This window comes from Arthrobacter halodurans, assembly GCF_041877255.1.
Classification (GTDB): domain Bacteria; phylum Actinomycetota; class Actinomycetes; order Actinomycetales; family Micrococcaceae; genus Arthrobacter_N; species Arthrobacter_N halodurans.
This window is the reverse complement of sequence record NZ_JBHDLJ010000020.1, coordinates 33,266-54,532: the sequence shown is the minus strand read 5'-3', so window position 1 is coordinate 54,532 and position 21,267 is coordinate 33,266. Positions and strand designations below refer to the sequence as shown.

20 protein-coding genes are annotated in these 21,267 nt (G+C 70.9%); 16 read left to right on the top strand and 4 right to left on the bottom strand.

What is annotated here, in order from left to right; translation table 11 throughout:
- Positions 1-126: 126 nt before the first annotated feature.
- Genes ACETWP_RS16930 through sdhC form a run of 4 tightly spaced genes read right to left on the bottom strand, consistent with a single transcriptional unit; the run spans position 127 to position 3,598 of the window.
- A complete protein-coding gene (locus ACETWP_RS16930) occupies positions 127-909 on the bottom strand; it encodes a succinate dehydrogenase iron-sulfur subunit (protein ID WP_373973457.1) in 783 nt (260 codons plus the stop codon).
- Entirely contained in the window at positions 909-2,696 is a 1,788-nt protein-coding gene (sdhA, locus tag ACETWP_RS16925) for a succinate dehydrogenase flavoprotein subunit (protein WP_373973456.1), read from the bottom strand. The genes ACETWP_RS16930 and sdhA overlap by 1 nt, the downstream gene beginning before the upstream one ends.
- Positions 2,697-2,749: 53 nt before the next feature.
- Complete coding sequence (locus ACETWP_RS16920) at positions 2,750-3,199, bottom strand: succinate dehydrogenase hydrophobic membrane anchor subunit (protein ID WP_373973455.1); 450 nt, start codon at positions 3,197-3,199, stop codon at positions 2,750-2,752.
- Between the two features lie 3 nt (positions 3,200-3,202).
- Positions 3,203-3,598: a succinate dehydrogenase, cytochrome b556 subunit gene (gene sdhC, locus ACETWP_RS16915; protein ID WP_373973454.1), complete on the bottom strand. Its 396-nt coding sequence runs from the start codon at positions 3,596-3,598 to the stop codon at positions 3,203-3,205.
- Positions 3,599-3,838: 240 nt separating this feature from the next.
- On the opposite strand from sdhC, the gene ACETWP_RS16910 reads away from it, so the two are divergent.
- From ACETWP_RS16910 to ACETWP_RS16835, 16 genes are all read left to right on the top strand, one after another.
- Positions 3,839-4,951 (top strand): mannose-1-phosphate guanylyltransferase, encoded by a 1,113-nt coding sequence (locus ACETWP_RS16910; protein WP_373973452.1) that lies wholly within the window; start codon positions 3,839-3,841, stop codon positions 4,949-4,951.
- A gap of 151 nt (positions 4,952-5,102) precedes the next feature.
- A complete protein-coding gene (locus tag ACETWP_RS16905; RefSeq protein ID WP_373973472.1) occupies positions 5,103-6,248 on the top strand; it encodes an amidohydrolase in 1,146 nt (381 codons plus the stop codon).
- A gap of 268 nt (positions 6,249-6,516) precedes the next feature.
- The gene (locus ACETWP_RS16900; RefSeq protein WP_373973451.1) at positions 6,517-7,647 is read left to right on the top strand and encodes a BMP family lipoprotein; all 1,131 of its coding nucleotides are present in this window, start codon (positions 6,517-6,519) and stop codon (positions 7,645-7,647) included.
- Between the two features lie 205 nt (positions 7,648-7,852).
- The gene (locus tag ACETWP_RS16895) at positions 7,853-9,400 is read left to right on the top strand and encodes an ABC transporter ATP-binding protein (RefSeq protein ID WP_373973449.1); all 1,548 of its coding nucleotides are present in this window, start codon (positions 7,853-7,855) and stop codon (positions 9,398-9,400) included.
- Positions 9,393-10,760 (top strand): ABC transporter permease, encoded by a 1,368-nt coding sequence (locus tag ACETWP_RS16890; RefSeq protein ID WP_373973447.1) that lies wholly within the window; start codon positions 9,393-9,395, stop codon positions 10,758-10,760. The genes ACETWP_RS16895 and ACETWP_RS16890 overlap by 8 nt, the downstream gene beginning before the upstream one ends.
- Positions 10,757-12,046: an ABC transporter permease gene (locus ACETWP_RS16885; protein WP_373973446.1), complete on the top strand. Its 1,290-nt coding sequence runs from the start codon at positions 10,757-10,759 to the stop codon at positions 12,044-12,046. Before ACETWP_RS16890 ends, ACETWP_RS16885 begins: the two co-directional genes overlap by 4 nt.
- A gap of 9 nt (positions 12,047-12,055) precedes the next feature.
- Complete coding sequence (locus ACETWP_RS16880; protein ID WP_373973445.1) at positions 12,056-12,535, top strand: cytidine deaminase; 480 nt, start codon at positions 12,056-12,058, stop codon at positions 12,533-12,535.
- Between the two features lie 69 nt (positions 12,536-12,604).
- On the top strand, positions 12,605-13,915 hold the full coding sequence (locus ACETWP_RS16875) for a thymidine phosphorylase (RefSeq protein WP_373973444.1): 1,311 nt from the start codon (positions 12,605-12,607) through the stop codon (positions 13,913-13,915).
- A 167-nt stretch (positions 13,916-14,082) separates the two neighbouring features.
- Positions 14,083-14,820 carry a DedA family protein gene (locus tag ACETWP_RS16870; RefSeq protein ID WP_373973443.1) on the top strand — a complete coding sequence of 246 codons (738 nt, stop codon included), beginning with the start codon at positions 14,083-14,085 and terminating at the stop codon, positions 14,818-14,820.
- Between the two features lie 57 nt (positions 14,821-14,877).
- Positions 14,878-16,083: an adenosine deaminase gene (locus tag ACETWP_RS16865; RefSeq protein WP_373973441.1), complete on the top strand. Its 1,206-nt coding sequence runs from the start codon at positions 14,878-14,880 to the stop codon at positions 16,081-16,083.
- Between the two features lie 36 nt (positions 16,084-16,119).
- Positions 16,120-16,818, top strand: coding sequence for a MazG nucleotide pyrophosphohydrolase domain-containing protein (locus ACETWP_RS16860; protein WP_373973439.1), 699 nt, complete (start codon positions 16,120-16,122; stop codon positions 16,816-16,818).
- 16 nt (positions 16,819-16,834) lie between these two features.
- Entirely contained in the window at positions 16,835-17,242 is a 408-nt protein-coding gene (locus tag ACETWP_RS16855) for a DUF4259 domain-containing protein (RefSeq protein ID WP_373973437.1), read from the top strand.
- Positions 17,243-17,363: 121 nt separating this feature from the next.
- Entirely contained in the window at positions 17,364-18,644 is a 1,281-nt protein-coding gene (gene eno, locus ACETWP_RS16850; protein WP_373973436.1) for a phosphopyruvate hydratase, read from the top strand.
- An 87-nt stretch (positions 18,645-18,731) separates the two neighbouring features.
- Positions 18,732-19,523 (top strand): FtsB family cell division protein, encoded by a 792-nt coding sequence (locus ACETWP_RS16845; protein ID WP_373973435.1) that lies wholly within the window; start codon positions 18,732-18,734, stop codon positions 19,521-19,523.
- Between the two features lie 23 nt (positions 19,524-19,546).
- Positions 19,547-20,260, top strand: coding sequence for a DUF501 domain-containing protein (locus ACETWP_RS16840; RefSeq protein WP_373973434.1), 714 nt, complete (start codon positions 19,547-19,549; stop codon positions 20,258-20,260).
- Positions 20,257-21,216 carry a Ppx/GppA phosphatase family protein gene (locus ACETWP_RS16835; RefSeq protein ID WP_373973471.1) on the top strand — a complete coding sequence of 320 codons (960 nt, stop codon included), beginning with the start codon at positions 20,257-20,259 and terminating at the stop codon, positions 21,214-21,216. Before ACETWP_RS16840 ends, ACETWP_RS16835 begins: the two co-directional genes overlap by 4 nt.
- The last annotated feature ends 51 nt before the right edge of the window (positions 21,217-21,267 follow it).

Sequence of the window (21,267 nt, the reverse complement as noted above, 5' to 3'; positions counted from 1 at the left end):
CGTCGTGGTGGGGTGGTGCGGGTCCCGACGCGACGAAGGCGCCGCGGCCCGGAACCGGCCGGTCTCTCCGTGGTGTGGGGGAGAGACCGGATCCGGTGCCGGCCGCGGCGCCTTCGGGGCCGGTGGCTACATCGCGCGGGAGAGGATGGCCTGCTTGACCTCGGCGATCGCCTGCGTGACCTGGATGCCGCGGGGGCAGGCCTCGGTGCAGTTGAAGGTGGTGCGGCAGCGCCACACGCCTTCCTTGTCGTTGAGGATCTCCAGGCGCATGTCGCCGGCGTCGTCGCGCGAGTCGAAGATGAAGCGGTGCGCGTTGACGATCGCGGCCGGGCCGAAGTACTGCCCGTCCGTCCAGAAGACGGGGCAGGAGGACGTGCACGCGGCGCAGAGGATGCACTTCGTCGTGTCGTCGTAGCGCTCCCGGTCCTCGGCGGACTGGTACCGCTCGCCCGACGGCTCGTGGCCCTTGGCGATGAGGAACGGCATGACCTCGCGGTAGGACTGGAAGAACGGCTCCATGTCCACGATCAGGTCCTTCTCCACCGGCAAGCCCTTGATGGCCTCCACGGTGATGGGCTTGTTCGTGTCCAGGTCCTTGAGGAGCGTCTTGCAGGCCAGGCGGTTGCGGCCGTTGATGCGCATCGCGTCGGACCCGCAGACGCCGTGGGCGCAGGAGCGGCGGAACGACAGCGATCCGTCGTGCTCCCACTTGACCTTGTGGAGGGCGTCCAGCACGCGGTCCGTGCCGTACATGGTCAGCTGGAAGTCCTCCCAGGCGGCCTCCTCCGAGACCTCCGGGTTGTAGCGCCGCACGCGCAGCGTGATGTCGAACTGCGGGATCTCCCCGCCGCCGCCGACCCCGGGGGCGAGCTCGACCTTGGAAGGGGCATCCGGGATTTCTGTGCTCATCAGTACTTACGCTCCATCGGCTGGTAACGGGTGAAGATCACGGGCTTCGTGTCGAAACGCATGCCCTTGACGCCCTCGGTTTCCGCCTCAGCGTCGCGGTAGATCATGGAATGCTTCATGAAGTTGGCGTCGTCGCGGTCCGGGAAGTCCTCGCGGAAGTGGCCGCCGCGGGACTCGTGCCGGTGCATGGCCGCCACGGTCATGACCTCGGCCATGTCCAGGAGGAAGCCCAGCTCCACGGCCTCGAGCAGGTCCAGGTTGAAGCGCTTCCCCTTGTCCTGGACGCTGATGTTGGCGTACCGCCGGCGCAGGGCCTCGATGTCGGCCAGCGTTTCGGCGATGGTCTCCCCGCTGCGGAACACCTGCATGTTCAGGTCCATGGTGTCCTGCAGGTCCTTGCGGATCGCGGCCACGCGCTCGGTGCCCGTGCCGTTGCGCATCTGCTCCAGCAGGGCGACCGTCTCGGCGGCGGAGTCCTCGGGAAGCTCGACCCAGTCGGCCGTCTTGGAGTACTCGGCGGCCTGGATGCCGGCGCGCTTGCCGAACACGTTGATGTCCAGCAGCGAGTTCGTGCCAAGGCGGTTGGAGCCGTGGACGGAGACGCAGGCGACCTCGCCCGCGGCGAACAGGCCGGGGACGACCGTGTCGTTGTCCTGGAGCACCTCGGTGTCGATGTTGGTCGGCACGCCGCCCATGACGTAGTGCGCGGTCGGGAAGACCGGCACCGGCTCGGTGTACGGTTCGACGCCGAGGTAGGTCCGGGCGAACTCGGTGATGTCCGGGAGCTTGGCGTCGATGTGCGCCGGCTCCAGGTGCGTGAGGTCGAGCAGGACGTAGTCCTTGTTCGGCCCGCAGCCGCGGCCCTCGCGGACCTCGTTGGCCATCGACCGGGCGACGATGTCGCGCGGGGCCAGGTCCTTGATGGTCGGCGCGTAGCGCTCCATGAAGCGCTCGCCCTCGGAGTTGCGCAGGATCGCGCCCTCGCCGCGGGCCGCCTCGGAGAGCAGGATGCCCAGGCCGGCCAGGCCGGTCGGGTGGAACTGGATGAACTCCATGTCCTCCAGCGGGATGCCCCGGCGGAACGCGATGCCCATGCCGTCGCCGGTGAGCGTGTGCGCGTTCGAGGTGGTCTTGTAGACCTTGCCGACGCCGCCCGTGGCGAACACGACGGACTTCGCCTGGAAGACGTGCAGCTCGCCGCTGGCGAGGTCGTAGGACACGACGCCGGCCACGCGCTTCTGCAGGTAGGTGGTGCCGTCGGCGCGGACGGCCTCCTCCTCGACGGTCAGGAGGTCCAACACGTAGTACTCGTTGTAGAACTCGACGTTGTGCTTCACGCAGTTCTGGTACAGGGTCTGGAGGATCATGTGCCCGGTGCGGTCCGCTGCGTAGCAGGCGCGGCGCACGGGCGCCTTGCCGTGGTCGCGCGTGTGCCCGCCGAACCGGCGCTGGTCGATCTTGCCCTCGGGCGTGCGGTTGAACGGCAGGCCCATCTTCTCCAGGTCGAGGACCGCGTCGATGGCCTCCTTGGCCATGACCTCCGCGGCGTCCTGGTCGACGAGGTAGTCGCCGCCCTTCACCGTGTCGAAGGTGTGCCACTCCCAGTTGTCCTCTTCGACGTTGGCGAGCGCGGCGCACATGCCGCCCTGCGCGGCGCCCGTGTGCGAGCGCGTGGGGTAGAGCTTGGTGAGGACCGCCGTGCGCGCGCGCTGGCCGGACTCGATGGCCGCGCGCATGCCGGCGCCGCCTGCGCCGACGATGACGACGTCGTACTTATGTACCTGCATACCGGATGTTCTCTCTTATCTCTGGAATCTCGACTCGACGACGTGCGCCGGGACTACGGGCACATCTCGAGGGTGGACCCCGGGATGCACGGATCGAACGTGAAGATCACGAGCGTGCCGAGCACGATGATCGCGACCGTGCAGAAGTAGAGGACCGTCTTCAGCCAGAAGCGCGTGCCGTCCTTGTCCGCGTAGTCGTTGATGATGGTGCGCACGCCGTTGGTTCCGTGCAGCATGGCGAGCCAGAGCATGGCCAGGTCCCAGAACTGCCAGACGGGGTTGGCCCACTTGCCGGCGACGAAACCGAAGTCGATGCCGTGCACGCCCTCGTCGACCAGGAGGTTGACGAAGAGGTGGGCGAAGATCAGGACCACCAGGACGAGGCCGGAGAGGCGCATGAAGAGCCATGCCGCCATCTCGAAGTTGCCGCCCTTGTCCTTCGAGCGGTTGTACTTCGGGTCGATGCGGCCCGAGCGGGGAGCGACGAATTCAGTCGTGGCCATGGCTTAGTAACCTCCGAACGAGAGGGAGAGGTGGCGGATGGCGAAGCCGATCATGGCGACGGCCCAGACGACGAGCACACCCCACAGGAGCTGGCGGTGGTACTTGGGACCCTGCTTCCAGAAGTCGACCAGGATCAGACGCAGCCCGTTGAAGGCGTGGAACATGATGGCGGCGACGAGACCCAGCTCGCCGAGCGCCATCAGGGGGTTCTTGTAGCTCTCCATCACGGCGTCGTAGGCCCCGGGCGACACGCGCACCAGTGACGTGTCCAGCACGTGCACCAGAAGGAAAAAGAAAATGACGACACCCGTAATGCGGTGCCCCACCCAAGACCACATGCCTTCGCGGCCGCGGTAGAGGGTGCCTGACGAAGTCTTCGACACTGAAATAACCTCCATGCATCGCATAGGCGCTTGTGCGGTTTCCACACAAAAAATTGGCCGCCGTGCGTGAGCGTTCCTAGCCCGATCCTAGACTACGTACCCCCCGCGGGGTCATCAATCGGGTCCACCCTGTGACCATGCTCACGAATGCGTCGCGGCCCCGCGGAATCCCGCGGCAATTGCGCAACGCGGGCGTGCGCTAAATGCCGCGCTGAGGTGCGGGGGAGGGCCGGGGGCATCGGATAACCTGAGCGCATGAACACTGATCCACTGGGACGCTTCCACTGCGTCATTCCCGCGGGTGGCGTCGGGACGCGGCTGTGGCCGCTTTCGCGCGCCGCGGCCCCGAAGTTCCTGCACGACCTCACGGGGTCGGGCACCACGCTGATCCGCGCGACCTACGACCGCCTGGCCCCCCTGGTGGGGGACCGGGTCATGGTCGTGACCGGCCAGGCGCACCGCCTCGCGGTGCTGGGGCAGCTCCCCGAGCTCGACGACCACAACCTGGTGCTGGAGAGCGAACCCAAGGACTCGGCAGCCGCGATCGGGCTGGCAGCCGCCATCCTGCACCGCCGCGACCCGGAGACGATCATGGGGTCGTTCGCCGCGGACCAGGTGATCGGTCCGGTGGACGTGTTCCAGCAGGCCGTCCGCGAGGCCGTGTGCACCGCGGCGACCGGCAAGATCGTCACGATCGGGATCCGGCCCACCGTCGCCTCGACCGCCTTCGGCTACATCCGCCGCGGGGAGCGGCTCGACGTCCCCGGAGCGCCGAGCGCGACGCACGTCGTCGAATTCGTGGAAAAGCCCGACGAGGAGGTCGCCCGGGGCTACGTGGAGAACGGCGACTACTTCTGGAACGCCGGCATGTTCGTCGCCCCGGTCTCGCTCATGCTCGCGCACCTGGAGCGCAACGAGCCGGAGCTGCACGCCGGGATCGTGGAGATCGCCGAGGCCTGGGACACCGCCGGTCGCGACGAGACCATGGACCGCGTCTGGCCCGGCCTGCCGAAGATCGCGATCGACTACGCGGTCGCCGAGCCCGCGGCCGCCGTGGGCGACGTCGCGATGATCCCCGGGCTCTTCACGTGGGACGACGTCGGCGATTTCGCGGCGATCGGACGCCTGAATCCCGCCTCGGAGAACAGCCGCATGACGGTGCTCGGCGAGGGCGCCCGCGTGTACTCCGATCGCGCCTCCGGCGTCGTGGTCTCGGACACCAAGCGCGTGATCGCCCTCATCGGCATCGAGGACGTCGTCATCGTCGACACCCCCGACGCCCTGCTGGTCACGACCAAGGAGCACGCACAGTCCGTCAAGGAGGCCGTCGCGGCCCTGAAGGCCTCCGGCGACGTCGACGTCCTGTAGCCGTCCGGTGGTGCCCGAAGCGCCGGTCCGTGACGGCGTTCCGTTGCGCTGGCGGGGGATCGGCGCTCTTGGACGTAGGGTTTGAAGGGTGAGATCCGCAACCGGCAACGAGCCGCACCTTCCGTTCCTGGGCGACTGGGTGGAGCCCCTGATGGACCACCTGGTGGCCTTCCGCCGCGACGTGCACGCGAATCCCGAGCTCTCCTTCCACGAGTTCCGGACCACCGATGCCATCGTGGCCGCCCTTGAGGACGCCGGGCTGAGCCCCGTGCGGCTCGAGGACACCGGGGCCTACGTGGATGTGGGCGCGGGCCCGATCGCGCTCGGGCTGCGGGCCGACATCGACGCGCTGCCGATCCTGGAGGAGACCGACCTGCCGTACGCGTCCACCCGGACCGGCGTGTGCCACGCCTGCGGGCACGACGTCCACACCACGGTCATGCTCGGCGTCGCGCTCACGCTCAAGCGCCTGCTCGACGCCGGCCGGCTGCACGGGAGGGTCCGGGTGGTCTTCCAGCCCGCCGAGGAGACCATGCCCGGTGGCGCGCTGGCCGTCATCGAGCAGGGCGTGCTGGACGACGTCCCGCGCATCCTGGCACTGCACTGCGAGCCGCGCATCGATGCCGGCACCATCGGCACGCGCATCGGCGCGATCACCAGCGCCAGCGACACCATCAAGATCGAGCTCACGGGCCGCGGGGGCCACACCTCGCGGCCGCACCTGACCGAGGACCTCGTCTTCGCCCTCGCCGAGATCGCGGTCAACGTGCCGGCGGTGCTGAACCGCCGCATCGACGTGCGCAGCGCCGTGTCGGTGGTGTGGGGCCAGATCCACGCGGGTTCGGCCCCCAACGCGATCCCGGCGACCGGCTACATGGCGGGAACCATGCGCTGCCTCGATGGCGACGCCTGGCAGGACGCCGGCAAGATGCTGGACGAGGTGGTCCGGCAGGTCGCGGTGCCCTACGGGGTGGACGTCAAGCTGGAGCACATCCGCGGCGTCCCCCCGGTGGTCAACGCGGAGGCGGAGACCGACCTCATCGAGGACGCCGCCCGGTCCGAGATCGGGTCCGGGGCGATCGTGCTGACCCCGCAGTCCATGGGCGGGGAGGACTTCGCGTGGATGACCAACAAGATCCCGGGGTCGATGATGCGCCTCGGCACCCGGACGCCCGGCGGCGAGACCTACGACCTCCACCGCGGCGACTACGCCCCGGACGAGCGGGCCATCAACACCGGCGTGCGCGTGATGGCCGCCGCGGCGTTGCGCGCGATCGCGGAGCTGAACGCGCGCTGAACGCGCGCTGATCCGGGCGCGCGGGCGCGCCCGGCGCCGGTGCGCCCGGCCCGCCGGACCGCAGGGTTTACCGCTTGGTAACAAATCGTCAACGATCTGGAGATGCCGCCTCCCGTAGGGTGGTGGCCACGGGGCTGCCGCGGCTAGTGTGAGTGCGTTAATCTCGGGCGCCGCCGCGCCCGGGGTTCAGCACGCCCCGGGGACAACAGAACACTCGTGCGGACACCCGCCGCGGCCCGTGCTGGGCACCACTCTTAATGGAGGAACTTTGAAGAATTCACTGCGCAGGATCCAGCGCTCCACCGGTGTGGCCGCGGCCGTTCTGGGCGCATCCGCCCTCGTCCTCACGGGCTGCGGCGCCGCTCCGGAGGCGTCCCCGTCCGGTTCCGCGACGGGCTCCGCCTCGGCGTCCGTGCCGGCGGGTGCCGCCGACTACACGGGCTGCATCGTCTCCGACTCGGGCGGCTTCGAGGACCGGTCGTTCAACCAGTCCTCCTACGAGGGCCTGACCCAGGCCAAGGAGGAACTGGGCATCCAGACGAAGCAGGCCGAGTCCCAGGCCGCCACCGACTTCGAGCCGAACCTCAACTCGATGGTCCGGGGCGGCTGCGACCTGACCGTCACCGTCGGCTTCCTGCTCGCGGACGCCACGAAGAAGATCGCCGCCGGGAACCCGGACGCCCACTTCGCCATCGTCGACGACAACTCGATCGAGGCCGAGAACGTCAAGCCGATCATCTACGACACGGCGCAGGCCGCGTTCCTCGCCGGCTACCTCGCCGCGGGAACCACCGAGACGGGGAAGGTCGCCACGTACGGCGGCATGAACATCCCCACCGTCACCATCTTCATGGACGGCTTCGCCGAGGGCGTCGCCCACCACAACGAGACGAAGGGCACCGACGTCGAGGTCCTCGGTTGGGACGCCGACGCGCAGAACGGCACCTTCACGGGCGACTTCGAGAACCAGGGCAAGGGCAAGACCAACACCACCAACTTCGTCAACGAGGGCGCGGACATCATCCTCCCCGTCGCCGGACCGGTGGGGCTGGGCACGCTGGACGCCGTCAAGGAACTCAACGCCGGCGGCAAGGACGTCAAGGTCATCTGGGTCGACTCCGACGGCTACGAGACCGTTCCCAACGGCAAGGAGTTCATCCTGACCTCCGTCATGAAGCTCATGGGCGAGGCCGTGGGCGACGTCATCTCCGAGGACGTCGCGGGCAACTGGGACAACACCCCGTACGTGGGCACCCTGGAGAACGAGGGCGTCGCCCTGGCGCCGTTCCACGACTTCGATGCCGACGTCACCGACGAGATGAAGGCCGAGCTGGAGCAGCTCAAGGCCGACATCATCGCCGGCACCGTCAAGGCGGAGTCCCCCTCCAGCCCGAAGTAGTTCCGGGTGCCCCGCGAGGGGCCGATCCCGCCCACGGGCCGAGCGCCGAACGCGCCGTCCGTCCCCGCAGGGCTCCTGTGGGGACGGACGGCGCGCTTGCTGACCGGCCCCGACGGCGGGCGACTACGCTGGTCACTGACCGCCCCGCGCCGGGGCACGGTCCCCGGGAACGGCGGACCACACCAGAAGGGAACAAAGGTACGACGTGAAACTCGAGCTTCGGGGCATCACCAAGAGATTCGGATCGTTCACGGCCAACGACCACATCGACGTGGTCGTGGAGTCCGGAAAGGTCCATGCCCTCCTGGGGGAGAACGGCGCGGGCAAGTCCACGCTGATGAACGTCCTCTTCGGCCTCTACGAGGCGACCGAGGGCGAGATCCTCATCGACGATTCGCCCGTGCGCTTCAACGGTCCCGGGGACGCCATGGCGGCCGGCATCGGCATGGTGCACCAGCACTTCATGCTGGTGCCCGTCTTCACCGTCGCCGAGAACGTGGCCCTGGGCGACGAGTCCACCCGCGGCCCGGGGGTGCTCGACCTCGAGACGACGCGCCGCCGGATCCGCGAGATCTCCGACCGGTACGGGTTCCACGTCGACCCCGACGCGCTCGTCGAGGACCTCCCCGTGGGTGTGCAGCAGCGCGTGGAAATCATCAAGGCGCTCGTGCGCAACGCCCGGATCCTGATCCTCGACGAGCCCACCGCCGTGCTCACGCCGCAGGAGACCGACGAGCTGCTCGGCATCATCGGCCAGCTCCGCGACTCCGGCACCGCGATCGTGTTCATCTCCCACAAGCTCCGCGAGGTCAAGGCGATCTCCGACACCATCACCGTCATCCGCCGCGGCAAGGTCGTGGGCACGGCGGACCCGACGGCGTCGACGACGGAGCTGGCGTCCCTGATGGTCGGCCGCTCCGTGATGCTGAGCCTGGACAAGGCCCCGGCCGTCCCCGGCGAGGAGACCTTCCGGGTCGAGCACCTCACCGTGCTCTCGGACACCGGGCAGCGGCTGCTGGACGACGTCAGCTTCGGCATCTCCCGCGGGGAGATCCTGGCCGTCGCCGGAGTCCAGGGGAACGGGCAGACCGAGCTCACGGAGGCCATCATGGGCCTGCTGGGCCACGTCTCGGGCTCCGTGACCCTCGAGGGCCGGCAGCTCGTGGGGCGGTCGGTGAAGCAGATCATCCGCGGCGGCGTCGGGTTCGTCCCCGAGGACCGCAGCACGGACGGACTCGTGGGCACGTTCACGGTCGCCGAGAACCTCGTCCTGAACCAGTACGACCGCGCCCCGTTCGCCAGCGGCCTGGGCATGAAGCCCGCCGTGATCGCGCGGAACGCGGACGAGAAGATCGGCGAATACGACATCCGCACCCAGGGCGGACAGATCAACGTCGGGACGCTCTCCGGAGGCAACCAGCAGAAGGTCGTCATGGCCCGCGAGCTGTCCCGGCCCCTCAAGCTCTTCATCGCCTCGCAGCCGACGCGCGGCGTCGACGTCGGCTCCATCGAGTTCCTGCACCGCCGGATCATCGCCGAGCGCGACGCGGGGACGCCGGTGATGATCGTGTCCACCGAGCTGGACGAGGTCACGGAGCTCGCCGACCGCATCGCCGTGCTCTACAAGGGGCGGCTCGTGGGCATCGTGCCCGGGGACACCCCGCGCGATGTGCTCGGCCTGATGATGGCGGGAGCCGCCTCAGACGGCGCCGCACCGCACACCACCGACCAGACAGGGACCGACCATGACTGACGCCGAGAACCTGCCGGGCACGCGCCCCGAGGCGGACCCGGCACCGCAGCATCCGACGGCGGGGGCGCGGCCCGTGCCGGGCGGCGCCCCGGCCGGCAACACCCCCGCCCAGCTGGCCGAGGCCGGCAACACCCCCGCCCAGCTGGCCGAGGCCGGCCACACCCCGGGGGAGGGGCCGGGCCCGCTGCGGCGCATGGTCACCGGCGACGGGCTGATCGTGATCCTCGCGATCGTGCTGTCGCTGCTGGTGGGCGCCGTGCTGATCGCCCTCACCGACGAGCGCGTCCAGGCGACCGCGGGCTACTTCTTCGCGCGGCCGGGCGACACGCTCGCCGCCGCCTGGACCGCGGTGTCCGAGGCGTACGGAGCGCTCTTCCGCAGCTCCATCTACAACACGCAGGCCGACAGCTTCGCCGACGCGATCTACCCGCTCACCGAGACGCTCACCGTGGCGACGCCGCTGATCCTCGCCGGACTCGGCGTGGCCCTGGCGTTCCGCGTGGGACTGTTCAACATCGGCGCGCAGGGCCAGATCATCCTCGGCGCCCTGCTCGCCGGCTGGGTCGGCTTCACCCTGGACCTGCCCGTGGGAGTGCACCTGCTCGCGGCCATCGTCGCCGGCGTCGTCGGCGGCGCCATCTGGGGCGGCATCGCCGGCGTGCTCAAGGCCACGCGCGGGGCCCACGAGGTCATCGTGACGATCATGCTGAACTACATCGCCCTGTACCTGCTGCTCTTCGTGCTCAGCACCCCGGCGTTCCAGCGCCCGGGCTCCAACAACCCCGTCAGCCCGCCGATCATGGAGTCCGCGGCCTACCCGGCGCTCTTCGGCACGGGCTTCCGCCTGCACTACGGTTTCCTGCTGGCCCTGGGCGCCGTCGCGTTCGTCTGGTGGCTGCTGAACCGGTCCACCACGGGCTTCGAGCTGCGTGCCGTCGGCGCCAACCCGGCCGCGGCCAAGACCGCCGGCATCAACGTGGGCCGCGCCTACGTCACGGCCATGGTCCTCGCCGGGGCGCTGGCCGGCCTGGCCGGGACCGCGCAGATCGCCGGGACGGAACGGTCGCTCAGCGGCGACATCGCGGCGAGCTTCGGCTTCGACGCGATCACCGTGGCCCTGCTGGGCCGGTCGAGCCCCATCGGGACGCTCTTCGCGGGGCTGCTGTTCGGCGCGCTGCGCGCCGGCGGCGTCGGCATGCAGTCGGAGACCGGAATCCCGATCGACATCGTCCTGGTCGTGCAGTCGTTCATCGTCCTGTTCATCGCGGCCCCGCCGCTGGTCCGCTCGATCTTCAGGATCGGCACCAAGTCCACGAAGAAGCCGGCGGCCCAGGCCGCCCAGGCCGGAGGTGCCGCATGAGTGCCGCTACCGCAACAGCCAGCCCCTCCCGGAGCTCCACGGCGCCCGGCATCCGTAACTGGGGGGCCGCGGGCACGTATGCCGTGCTCGCCCTCGTCGCGCTCGTCGGATTCGCCCTCGGCAGCCCGGCCAAGTCCGCGCGCTTCCGCATCTCGAACGACGGCGACGCCCTGTTCGTCCCGGACATCGTCCTGGGCACCACGCCGGTCGGCTGGATCGCGTCCCTGGCCCTGCTCGGCCTCGCCGGCTACGCCGTCTACCTGACGGCGCGCGCCGAGCGCCTGCCCCGCTGGCTCGCCCCCGTGTTCGCGGCGGTCTTCGTCGCGGGCTTCCTGGTGTGGGTGATCGGCAGCGCCGAGAACCCCAACGTGTACTTCTCCGGGCTGATCGCCGGCTCGTTCACGCTCGCCATCCCGCTGATCTTCGGCTCGCTCTCGGGCGTCTTGTGCGAGCGCGCCGGGATCGTCAACATCGCGATCGAGGGGCAGCTCCTGTCGGGGGCGTTCTGCGCGGCGCTCGTCGGATCCATCACGCAGAACGTGTACGCCGGGGTGCTGGCCGCCGTGGCCGGCAGCATCGCCGTCTCGGTCGTGCTGGCCGTGTTCAGCATCAAGTACCTGGTCAACCAGGTGATCGTCGGCGTCGTGCTCAACGTACTCGTCGTCGGCCTGACCAGCTTCCTCTTCTCCACCGTGATGCAGTCCGACTCGGCGCGCTTCAACAGCCCGCCGAGCTTCGCCCCGGTCCGGATCCCTCTGCTGGCGGACATCCCGATCTTCGGACCGATCTTCTTCGACCAGACCATCCTGGGCTACGCCATGTACGCCGCCGTCCTCGTGGTCTGGTTCGGCCTGTTCAAGACGCGCTGGGGCCTGCGCGTGCGGGCCGTCGGCGAGCACCCGAAGGCCGCCGACACGGTGGGCATCAGGGTCAACTCGATCCGCTTCTCCAACGTGGTCCTCGCCGGCGTCGTGGCCGGCATCGGCGGCGCGTTCTTCACGCTGGTGACCTCGTCGAGCTTCAATAAGGAGATGACGGCGGGCCAGGGCTTCATCGCCCTCGCGGCCCTCATCTTCGGGCGCTGGAACCCGATCGGCGCGTTCTTCGCGGCGCTGCTGTTCGGCTTCTCCCTCAACCTGTCCTTCGTCCTGACGATCCTGGGCACCCCGGTGCCCAGCCAGTTCATGCAGATGCTGCCCTACCTCGTGACGATCTTCGCCGTCGCGGGACTGGCGGGCAAGAGCCGGCCGCCCGCCGCCAGCGGCGTCCCGTACGTGAAGGAATAGGGAGGCGCGGTGAGCCACGACGGCACGACGCCGGCGCCCCGCCGGGACGGGGACGGGCGGCCGGGGGCCACGGGCCCCGTCCCGCCCGTCCCGCCCGTCCCGACGGACGAGGAGTGGGCGCGGCTCGCCGAGGCCGCGCGGGAGGCCATGACGCACGCCTACGCGCCCTACTCGCGCTTCCCCGTGGGCGCCGCCGCGCTCACCGAAGACGGCAGGCTGCTCTCCGGATGCAACGTGGAGAACGCGGCGTACGGCGTCGTGCTGTGCGCGGAATGCACCCTGGTGGGCCAGCTGCACATGACCGGCGGCGGCAAGCTGCGCGCGTTCTACTGCGTGGACGGCGCCGGCAACGTGCTGATGCCGTGCGGCCGCTGCCGGCAGCTGCTCTATGAACACCGCGGCGCCGACCTGCGCCTGATGACCGTCAGCGGCGTCAGGACCATGGACGAGGTCCTGCCGGACGCCTTCGGCCCGCAGAACCTCGCCTGACCCCCCCGCCCCGAGCCCCCGCCCTTGCCCCGATCCCCCGCCCCTGCCCCGAGCCCCGAAAGGCCCCCCATGAGCTCCGAAGCCTTCGACGCCGTCGACATCATCCGCACCAAGCGCGACCGCGGAACCCTGACGCCCGAGCAGATCGACTGGACCATCGACGCGTACACGCGCGGCGCGATCGCCGACGAGCAGATGGCCGCGCTGAACATGGCGATCCTGCTCAACGGGATGGACCGCGCCGAGATCTCCCGCTGGACGACGGCGATGATCAACTCCGGGGAGCGCATGGACTTCTCCGGCCTGCGGGGGCCCGACGGCTCCGTCAAGCCCACCGCGGACAAGCATTCGACGGGCGGCGTCGGGGACAAGATCACCCTCCCGCTCGCGCCGCTCGTGGCGGTGTTCGGCGTTGCCGTGCCGCAGCTCAGCGGGCGGGGCCTCGGCCACACCGGAGGGACGCTGGACAAGCTCGAGTCGATCCCGGGTTGGCGCGCGGCGCTGTCCAACGAGGCCATGATGGCGCAACTCTCCGACTGCGGCGCCGTGATCTGCGCGGCCGGTTCCGGCCTTGCGCCGGCGGACAAGAAGCTCTACGCGCTGCGCGACGTGACGGGCACCGTCGAGGCGATCCCGCTGATCGCCAGTTCGATCATGAGCAAGAAGATCGCCGAAGGCACCGGCGCCCTGGTGCTGGACGTGAAGGTCGGCTCCGGCGCCTTCATGAAGGACGAGGCGTCCGCCCGCGAGCTCGCGGAGACGATGGTCGCGCTCGGCACCGACGCCGGCGTGCGGACGGTGGCGCTGCTCACCAACATGCGCACGCCCCTGGGGCTCACCGCCGGCAACGCCATCGAGGTGGAGGAATCGGTCGAGGTCCTGGCCGGGGGCGGACCGGCGGACGTCGTGGAGCTGACCGTCCGGCTGGCCGAGGAGATGCTCGAGGCCGCCGGCGTCCGCGGCGCCGATCCCGCCGCGGCGCTGCGGGACGGCCGCGCGATGGACGTGTGGAACCGGATGATCGAAGCCCAGGGCGGGGATCCGCGGGCCGCGCTGCCCGTCGCCCGCGAGTCGGAGACCGTCTACGCGCAGGCCGACGGCGTGCTCACCGAGCTGGACGCGCTCGGCGTCGGCGTGGCCGCGTGGCGCCTCGGGGCCGGCCGCGCCCGCAAGGAGGACGCCGTGCAGGCCGGGGCGGGCGTGCGGATGCACGCCAAGCCCGGCGACGTCGTCCGCCGGGGCCAGCCGCTCATGACGCTGCTCACGGACACGCCGGAGAAGTTCGCGCGGGCGCGGGAGGCGCTCGGGGGCGCCGTCGTGATCGCCGGGGAGGGCAGCCGCCCGGACCAGCGGCTCATCATCGACCGCATCGCGCCGTAGCCCGCATCGCGCCGTAGCCCGCGGCGCGGACGGGACCGCCGGGCCGTCCCGGCCGCCCAGGCGGTCCCGTCCGCGCGCGGAGCGAACATGGGGAAGACTGATAACCGGACGAACGGTTCCCCCGCCCGATGCGGGGGAACCAGAACAGGCAAGGGGACACCGGGACCGTGGACGTGATCAACGAGGCCATCCTCCAGGCCTCGGGCGCCTGGTGGATCCTGCCGCTGGTGTTCGTCTTCTGCCTGATCGACGGCTTCTTCCCCGTGCTCCCCAGCGAGAGCCTCATCGTGGGGCTCGCAAGCGTCGCCGTGGGCAGCGGGTCGCCCAACATCTTCGCGCTCGCCCTGGTGGGCGCGCTCGGCGCGATCGCCGGCGACCAGATCGCCTACCGGCTGGGCCGTCGCGTGGGGACCGAGCGGTTCCGCTGGATGCGCACGCGGCGTGCCCGGAAGGTGTTCGCCTTCGCCCGCCACGAGCTGATGAAGCGCGGAGCCCTGCTGATCTTCACCGCGCGCTACATCCCCATCGGCCGCGTCGCCGTGAACTTCACCGCGGGTGCCACGCACTTCCCGCTGACCCGCTTCACCGTTCTCAGCGTGCTCGGCTGCCTGACGTGGGGCGCCTATTCGGCCGGCATTGGGGCCGTGGCCGGCAACTGGATGCACGACAACCAGCTGCTGGGCATCGGGATCTCGATCGTCATCGCCATCGCGCTCGGCTACGTGCTGGACCGCGTCATCTACGCGATCCTCAAGCGCCTGGGGCGGCCGACCGAGGCGGTCGAGTACGAGCTCCTGCAGGCCGAGGAGGAGACCCGCCACGCGGGAGACGCCCGACGCCGGGGCACGGAATCCGGTCCGGAGGACGGGACGGAACCCGGCGCCGGCGCGTCCCGGAGCCGCTAGCGACGGGACCGGAGACGGTGGTACCGCGCCGGCGCGCTGTTGCGTAGGCTGGTGGGCGTGACTGACGAGCTGATTCATACCGCATACGATCCCGACTTCGACTTCCGCAGCCTGCCCAAGGTCTCGCTGCACGACCACCTCGACGGCGGGCTGCGTCCCGCCACCATCATCGAACTCGCGGCGCAGGTCGGCCACGAGCTGCCGGCGAACGACGCCGAGGCCCTCGGCGCCTGGTTCCGCGAGTCCGCGGACTCCGGCTCGCTGGAGCGCTACCTCGAGACGTTCGACCACACCATCGCCGTGATGCAAACGCGCGAGGCACTGGTCCGCGTGGCGAAGGAGTTCGTCGAGGATCTCGCGGACGACGGCGTCGTCTACGGCGAGGTCCGCTGGGCCCCCGAGCAGCACCTCGCGCGGGGCCTGAGCCTGGACGAGGCCGTCGAGGCCGTCCAGGAGGGCCTGGAGGCCGGCGTCGACGCCGTCGAGTCCAGCGGCCGCCCGATCCAGGTGGGCCAGCTGATCACCGCGATGCGCCACGCCGACCGGGGCCTGGAGATCGCCGAACTGGCGCTGCGCCACCGGGACCGCGGCGCGGTCGGCTTCGACATCGCCGGCGCGGAGGACGGTTTCCCGCCGTCGCGCATGGGCGACGCGTTCGCGCTCCTGGCCGAGAACATGTTCCCGGCCACCGTCCACGCGGGCGAGGCCGCCGGGATCGACAGCATCGCCGACGCGATCGTCACCGGCCGCGCGCAGCGCCTCGGGCACGGCGTGCGCGTCGCGGAGGACATCGAGGTGCAGTTCGGCGGCCTGGACGACGACGGCGAGGAGGTCTCCGAGGACACCGGACTCGTGACCCTGGGCCGCGTGGCCAACTGGGTGCGCGACCGCGGCATCGCACTGGAGATCTGCCCGTCGTCGAACCTGCAGACCGGAGCGACCGCGGCTTTCGGCGAGGGCATCGAGTCCCACCCGTTCGACCTGCTCTACCAGACGGGCTTCAAGGTCACCGTCAGCCCGGACAACCGACTGATGAGCGGCACGACGCTGTCGGACGAGTTCGAGCTCCTCATCGAGGCCTTCGACTACGACCTCGAGGACCTGCTTGAGCTCACGCTCAACGCCGCCGAGGCCGCCTTCCTGCCGCTCGAGGAGCGCGAGGCGCTCGTCGAGTACATCAACGAGGCCTACGCGGACCTCGGCGGCGAGAACGGGCTCGACGCGGACGAACACGAGGACGAACACGACGACGACGAGGCGTAGCGTCCAGGGCGGGGCCCAGCCCGAAGAAGGAGGGACATGTCAGCATCCGTCGACCGGCTCCTCGAGGTCGTGGCCGCCCTGCGGACCCATTGCCTGTGGACCGCCGGGCTCACGCACGCCTCGCTGGTCGAATACCTCGTCGAGGAGGCCTACGAGCTCGTCGAGAGCATCGAGGAGCGCCATCCCGACGCGGAGCTGAAGGGCGAGCTCGCGGACGTGCTCCTGCAGGTGGTGCTTCACGCCTCCATCGCGGAGGGGCGCGGCGCCTTCGGCTTCGACGCGGTCGCCGACGCCCTGACCGACAAGCTGGTCCGGCGGAACACGCACGTCTTCACGCCCTCGGGCGGACTGCGCGGCTCCTTCCCGGCGACGGTGGGGGAGGTCATCGCGTCGTGGGACGCCGCCAAACGCGCCGAACGCCCGGAACGGACGGACCCTTTCCAGGGGCTTCCCCGGCACCTGCCCGCGCTGGCGCTGGCCGACAAGGCGATCGAACGCGCGGGGCGCTGGCCCGGCGCGGACTCCTGGCCCGGCGCGAAGGCCGGCGCCGACGACGGGTCCACTGCGGCGGACCCGCGCACCGAGGAGGACCCGCGCACCGAGGAGGAGCTGGGCGCCCTCCTGCTGGACACCGTCCGCCGGGCCCACGCCCGCGGGCTGGACGCCGAACGCGCGCTGCGCGCCGCCGTCGCGCGCTACACCGACGAGGACTGGCGCGCGTCGCGCGCGCCGTAACGAGAAAGGTCAGGACATGGGTGCATGGGGAACCGGCCCGCTCGAGAACGACGGGGCGCTGGACTGGATCGACGAGTTGTCCGACGGCGGTCTCGACTTCGCCGCCTTCCGCGAGGGATGCGACGCCGAGCTCGACGAGGGGTTCATCTCCGAGCACGCGGACGGCGTCCTGGCGCTGGTCCGCGTGGCCCGGATCCTGGACGGCGAGTCCGAGGAGGACGGGCTCGACGAGGACATCGACCGGAACGCGCTCGCGGCGGGCCTGACGCCGGAGTTCCGGCTGTGGCTCGTGGAGGCCGGCCAGAAGGTCATCAACGCCGAGGGGTCGGACCTCTACGACCGGTGGGCGGCGACCGAGGACCTCAACGAGTGGCTCGGGACCGCCCGGGAGGATCTCGACTACCTGCGCACCTCCCTCGGCTAAGCCCGCGCAACGAACTTCACGATGACCCGCGCCGGGGCGCTACGCTAGTGCCGAGGCCACGTGTCACGCGCCACCCGCGGGTCCCGAACCTCCCCCATCCCACCACGAAGGAGCACCTTCCATGGCCCTGATCGATGCCATCCACGCCCGCGAGATCCTCGATTCGCGCGGAAACCCGACCGTCGAGGTGGAGGTCCTCCTCTCCGACGGCTCGCTGGGCCGCGCCGCCGTGCCCTCCGGCGCCTCGACCGGCGCCTTCGAGGCCGTCGAGCTGCGCGACGGCGACAAGGGCCGCTACCTGGGCAAGGGCGTCCGCAAGGCGATCGACGCGGTCCTCGACACGATCCAGCCGGCGCTCACCGGGCTGGACGCGACCGACCAGCGCGCGATCGACCAGATCATGATCGACCTGGACGGGACGCCGAACAAGGCCAATCTCGGGGCCAACGCGATCCTCGGCGTGTCCCTCGCCGTCGCCAGCGCCGCCGCCGAGTCCTCCAACCTGCCGTTGTACAAGTACCTCGGGGGCCCCAACGCGCACGTGCTGCCCGTGCCGCTGATGAACATCCTCAACGGCGGATCGCACGCGGACTCCGACGTCGACATCCAGGAGTTCATGGTCGTCCCCGTCGGCGCCGCGACGTTCTCCGAGGGGCTGCGCTGGGGCGTGGAGGTCTACCACGAGCTCAAGTCGGTCCTCAAGGAGAAGGGACTGTCCACCGGCCTGGGCGACGAGGGTGGCTTCGCCCCGAACCTGCCCTCCAACCGCGCGGCGCTGGAGCTCATCACCGAGGCCATCAAGCGGGCCGGCTACACGCCGGGCGAGGACATCGCGCTGGCGCTGGACGTCGCGTCCTCCGAGTTCTTCGAGAACGGCTCCTACCGGTTCGAGGGAGAGTCCCTGACGGCCGGCCAGATGAGCGACTACTACGCGCAGCTCGTGGCCGACTTCCCGCTGGTCTCGATCGAGGACCCGCTGGACGAGGACGACTGGGACGGCTGGAAGACGCTGACCGACGCAATCGGCGACAAGGTGCAGCTGGTGGGCGACGACCTCTTCGTCACCAACCCGGAGCGCCTGCAGGACGGCATCGACCGGGGAACCGCCAACTCCCTGCTGGTCAAGGTCAACCAGATCGGCTCGCTCACCGAGACGCTGGACGCCGTTTCCCTGGCCCAGCGCAACGGCTACAGCACCATCACGTCGCACCGCTCCGGCGAGACCGAGGACACCACGATCGCCGACATCGCGGTCGCCACGAACGCCGGGCAGATCAAGACGGGCGCCCCCGCGCGCTCCGAGCGCGTCGCGAAGTACAACCAGCTCCTGCGCATCGAGGAGGAGCTCGGCGACGCCGCGTTCTACGCGGGAAAGTCCGCGTTCCCGCGTTTCACCGCGTAGCACGCGCGGGCACCGCGTAAAGTCATGAGGGGAGCCGTCGTGCGCGGCTCCCCTCAGGCATCAACCCGCGAGACCGGCAGGAGTCAGATGGCCACCCGACGCCCCAACATGCCGCGCGCCCGCGCCGCCGGGCAGCAGGCCGGCGACCCCCGTGGCCCCCGCGGCGACGAGGCCGCGAAGGTGATTCCGCTGGGCGCGATTCCGGACGAGCCCGCGGCCGGTGCCTCGCGTCCGGCCCGTTCCGCCGAGCCCGCGGCCGGTGCCTCGCGTCCGGCCCGTTCCGCCGAGCCCGCGGCCGCGCGGCAGGTCCGCCCGGCGACCGTGCGCAACGGCGGGCACCCCCACCATCCGCCGGCCGCCAAGCCGCGCCATCCCGCCCCCTCCGAGCAGCGCCTGCGCGAGCGGGCCGAACTCTCCGGCGCCATCCGCGCCCCCAAGAACGCCCCCGGGGCCGGCAAGCGTCCGCCGTCGGGTCCGCAGCAGGCGGGCGGCGCGCCGGTGCCGGCCCGCAACTTCTCCGGCCGCATGCTGGCCCTCGCCGTCGTCCTGGTGACCATCACGGTCCTGCTGCTGCCGAGCGTGGGCACCTACGTCGCGCAGCGCCAGGAAATGGGCGAACTGCGCGAGTCCATCGCGGCGAAGCAACTCGAGCAGGCCGAGCTCCAGCAACAGATCGCCCGCTGGGACGACCCCGTGTACATCAGGCAGCAGGCCAGGGACCGCATCAATCTGGTCATGCCCGGCGAGCGGAAGTACATGGTGATCGGTTCCGCGGGGGAGGAGCCCGTCCCGGAGAGCGAGAGCCCCGGCGACGTCCGCACCGACCTGCCCTGGGTGGATGCGCTGTGGGACACCGTCCAGCGCTCCGCCACCGACTGACAACACCCGAGGAGGCCCCGCCGGTGGACACCACCCCCAGCACGCCGCGACACGAAAGCCTGGACGAACGGCAACGCGTTCCCAGCGACGCCGACCTGGACACGCTGAGCCGGCAGCTCGGCCGTCCCGTGCGCGACGTCGTGGAGATCGGCGCCCGCTGCGTCTGCGGCAACCCGCTCGTGGCCACCACCGCGCCGCGGCTGGCCTCCGGCATCCCGTTCCCGACGACGTTCTACCTCACGCACCCCGTCATCACCGCAGCCGTTTCGCGGCTCGAGGCGGCCGGGGAGATGGCGGCCATGACGGAGCGGCTCGGCCGCGACGAGGCGTTGGCCGGCGCGTACCGCGCCGCCCACGAGCACTACCTTGCGGTCCGCGACGCGATCGGGGAGCGCACCGGCGTCGGAGCCGTCCCGGAGATCGCCGGCGTGTCCGCCGGCGGGATGCCCACCCGCGTCAAGTGCCTGCATGTGCTCGTCGGCCACTCGCTCGCCGCCGGGCCCGGCGTCAACCCGCTGGGCGACGAGGCCCTGGGCAAGATCGCCGAGTGGTGGACACCCGAGCGCTGCCACTGCGCGGGGGCGTGGGACACGGCCGGCGAGGCGCCGGCTCGGGACCGCAGCCGCCACGTGAAGACCCAATCCGGAGACCCCGAGGCCAAGAAGCGCGAACGGGCGGCGGCGCGGGCCGCCGCCGACGCGGAACGCCCGGCGCGGGCCGCGGGGGGAGACTCCTGATGCGCGTCGCGGCCATCGACTGCGGGACGAACTCGGTCCGCCTGCTCATCGCCGACATCACGCACGAGGACGGCATCACGCGGCTCGTGGATGTCGAGCGGCTCATGCGCGTCGTGCGGCTCGGCCAGGGCGTGGACGCCACCGGCCGGCTGGCACCGGAAGCGCTCGCGCGCACCTTCGCCGCCGTCGAGGAGTACGCGGACCTGATCCGCGACCACGGCGCGGCGACGGTGCGCTTCGTCGCCACCTCGGCGACCCGCGACGCGTCGAACCGGCAGGAGTTCGTCGACGGCGTGCGCCACCGGCTCGGCGTCGAACCCGAGGTCGTCTCCGGGGCCGAGGAGGCGGCGCTGAGCTTCGCCGGCGCGGCCTCGGTGCTGCCGCCCGCGGCCGGGGAGAAGATCCTGGTGGTCGACCTGGGCGGCGGCTCGACGGAATTCGTGCTCGGCGGCGACGGCGGGGTCGATGCGGCGCTGAGCGTGGACATGGGCTGCGTCCGCTTCACCGAGCGCTTCCTCCACGGCGATCCCCCCACCCCGGAGGAGGTCGCCGCCGCGGAGGCCGAGGTCGCCCGGCAGCTCGACACCGTCATGCTCAGCGTCCCGCTGGACGCCACCGACCGCGTCATCGGCGTGGCTGGCACCATCACCACGGTCGCGGCGCACGCGCTGGACCTGAACAGTTACCGGCCGGACGACATCGACGGCACCGAGCTGCCCATCGGGGTCGTGGAGGCGGCGGCGTCCGAGCTGCTCGGATTCAGCCGCTCCTGGCGCGAGAACCTGCCGTTCATGCATCCGGGCCGCGTCGACGTGATCGGGGCGGGCGCCCTGATCTGGCGCTGCATCCTGCTGCGCCTCGAGGCCGAGACGGGCGGACGCGTCCGGACGGCCGTGGCCAGCGAGCACGACATCCTGGACGGCATCGCCCTCGCGCTGGCCGAGGGGCACCGCTGACGGCGGTCCGGGGGACCGGCGGCCGGCGCCCGCGGGGCACGACTTCCCTCG

Excerpts from the sequence above, each read along its gene's own strand:
- ACETWP_RS16930 (WP_373973457.1), bottom strand. The coding sequence starts at position 909 with ATGAGCACAGAAATCCCGGATGCCCCTTCCAAGGTCGAGCTCGCCCCC.
- sdhA (WP_373973456.1), bottom strand. The coding sequence starts at position 2,696 with ATGCAGGTACATAAGTACGACGTCGTCATCGTCGGCGCAGGCGGCGCC.
- ACETWP_RS16920 (WP_373973455.1), bottom strand. The coding sequence starts at position 3,199 with ATGGCCACGACTGAATTCGTCGCTCCCCGCTCGGGCCGCATCGACCCG.
- sdhC (WP_373973454.1), bottom strand. The coding sequence starts at position 3,598 with ATGGAGGTTATTTCAGTGTCGAAGACTTCGTCAGGCACCCTCTACCGC.
- ACETWP_RS16910 (WP_373973452.1), top strand. The coding sequence starts at position 3,839 with ATGAACACTGATCCACTGGGACGCTTCCACTGCGTCATTCCCGCGGGT.
- ACETWP_RS16905 (WP_373973472.1), top strand. The coding sequence starts at position 5,103 with ATGGACCACCTGGTGGCCTTCCGCCGCGACGTGCACGCGAATCCCGAG.
- ACETWP_RS16890 (WP_373973447.1), top strand. The coding sequence starts at position 9,393 with ATGACTGACGCCGAGAACCTGCCGGGCACGCGCCCCGAGGCGGACCCG.
- ACETWP_RS16885 (WP_373973446.1), top strand. The coding sequence starts at position 10,757 with ATGAGTGCCGCTACCGCAACAGCCAGCCCCTCCCGGAGCTCCACGGCG.
- ACETWP_RS16875 (WP_373973444.1), top strand. The coding sequence starts at position 12,605 with ATGAGCTCCGAAGCCTTCGACGCCGTCGACATCATCCGCACCAAGCGC.
- ACETWP_RS16860 (WP_373973439.1), top strand. The coding sequence starts at position 16,120 with ATGTCAGCATCCGTCGACCGGCTCCTCGAGGTCGTGGCCGCCCTGCGG.
- ACETWP_RS16855 (WP_373973437.1), top strand. The coding sequence starts at position 16,835 with ATGGGTGCATGGGGAACCGGCCCGCTCGAGAACGACGGGGCGCTGGAC.
- eno (WP_373973436.1), top strand. The coding sequence starts at position 17,364 with ATGGCCCTGATCGATGCCATCCACGCCCGCGAGATCCTCGATTCGCGC.
- ACETWP_RS16845 (WP_373973435.1), top strand. The coding sequence starts at position 18,732 with ATGGCCACCCGACGCCCCAACATGCCGCGCGCCCGCGCCGCCGGGCAG.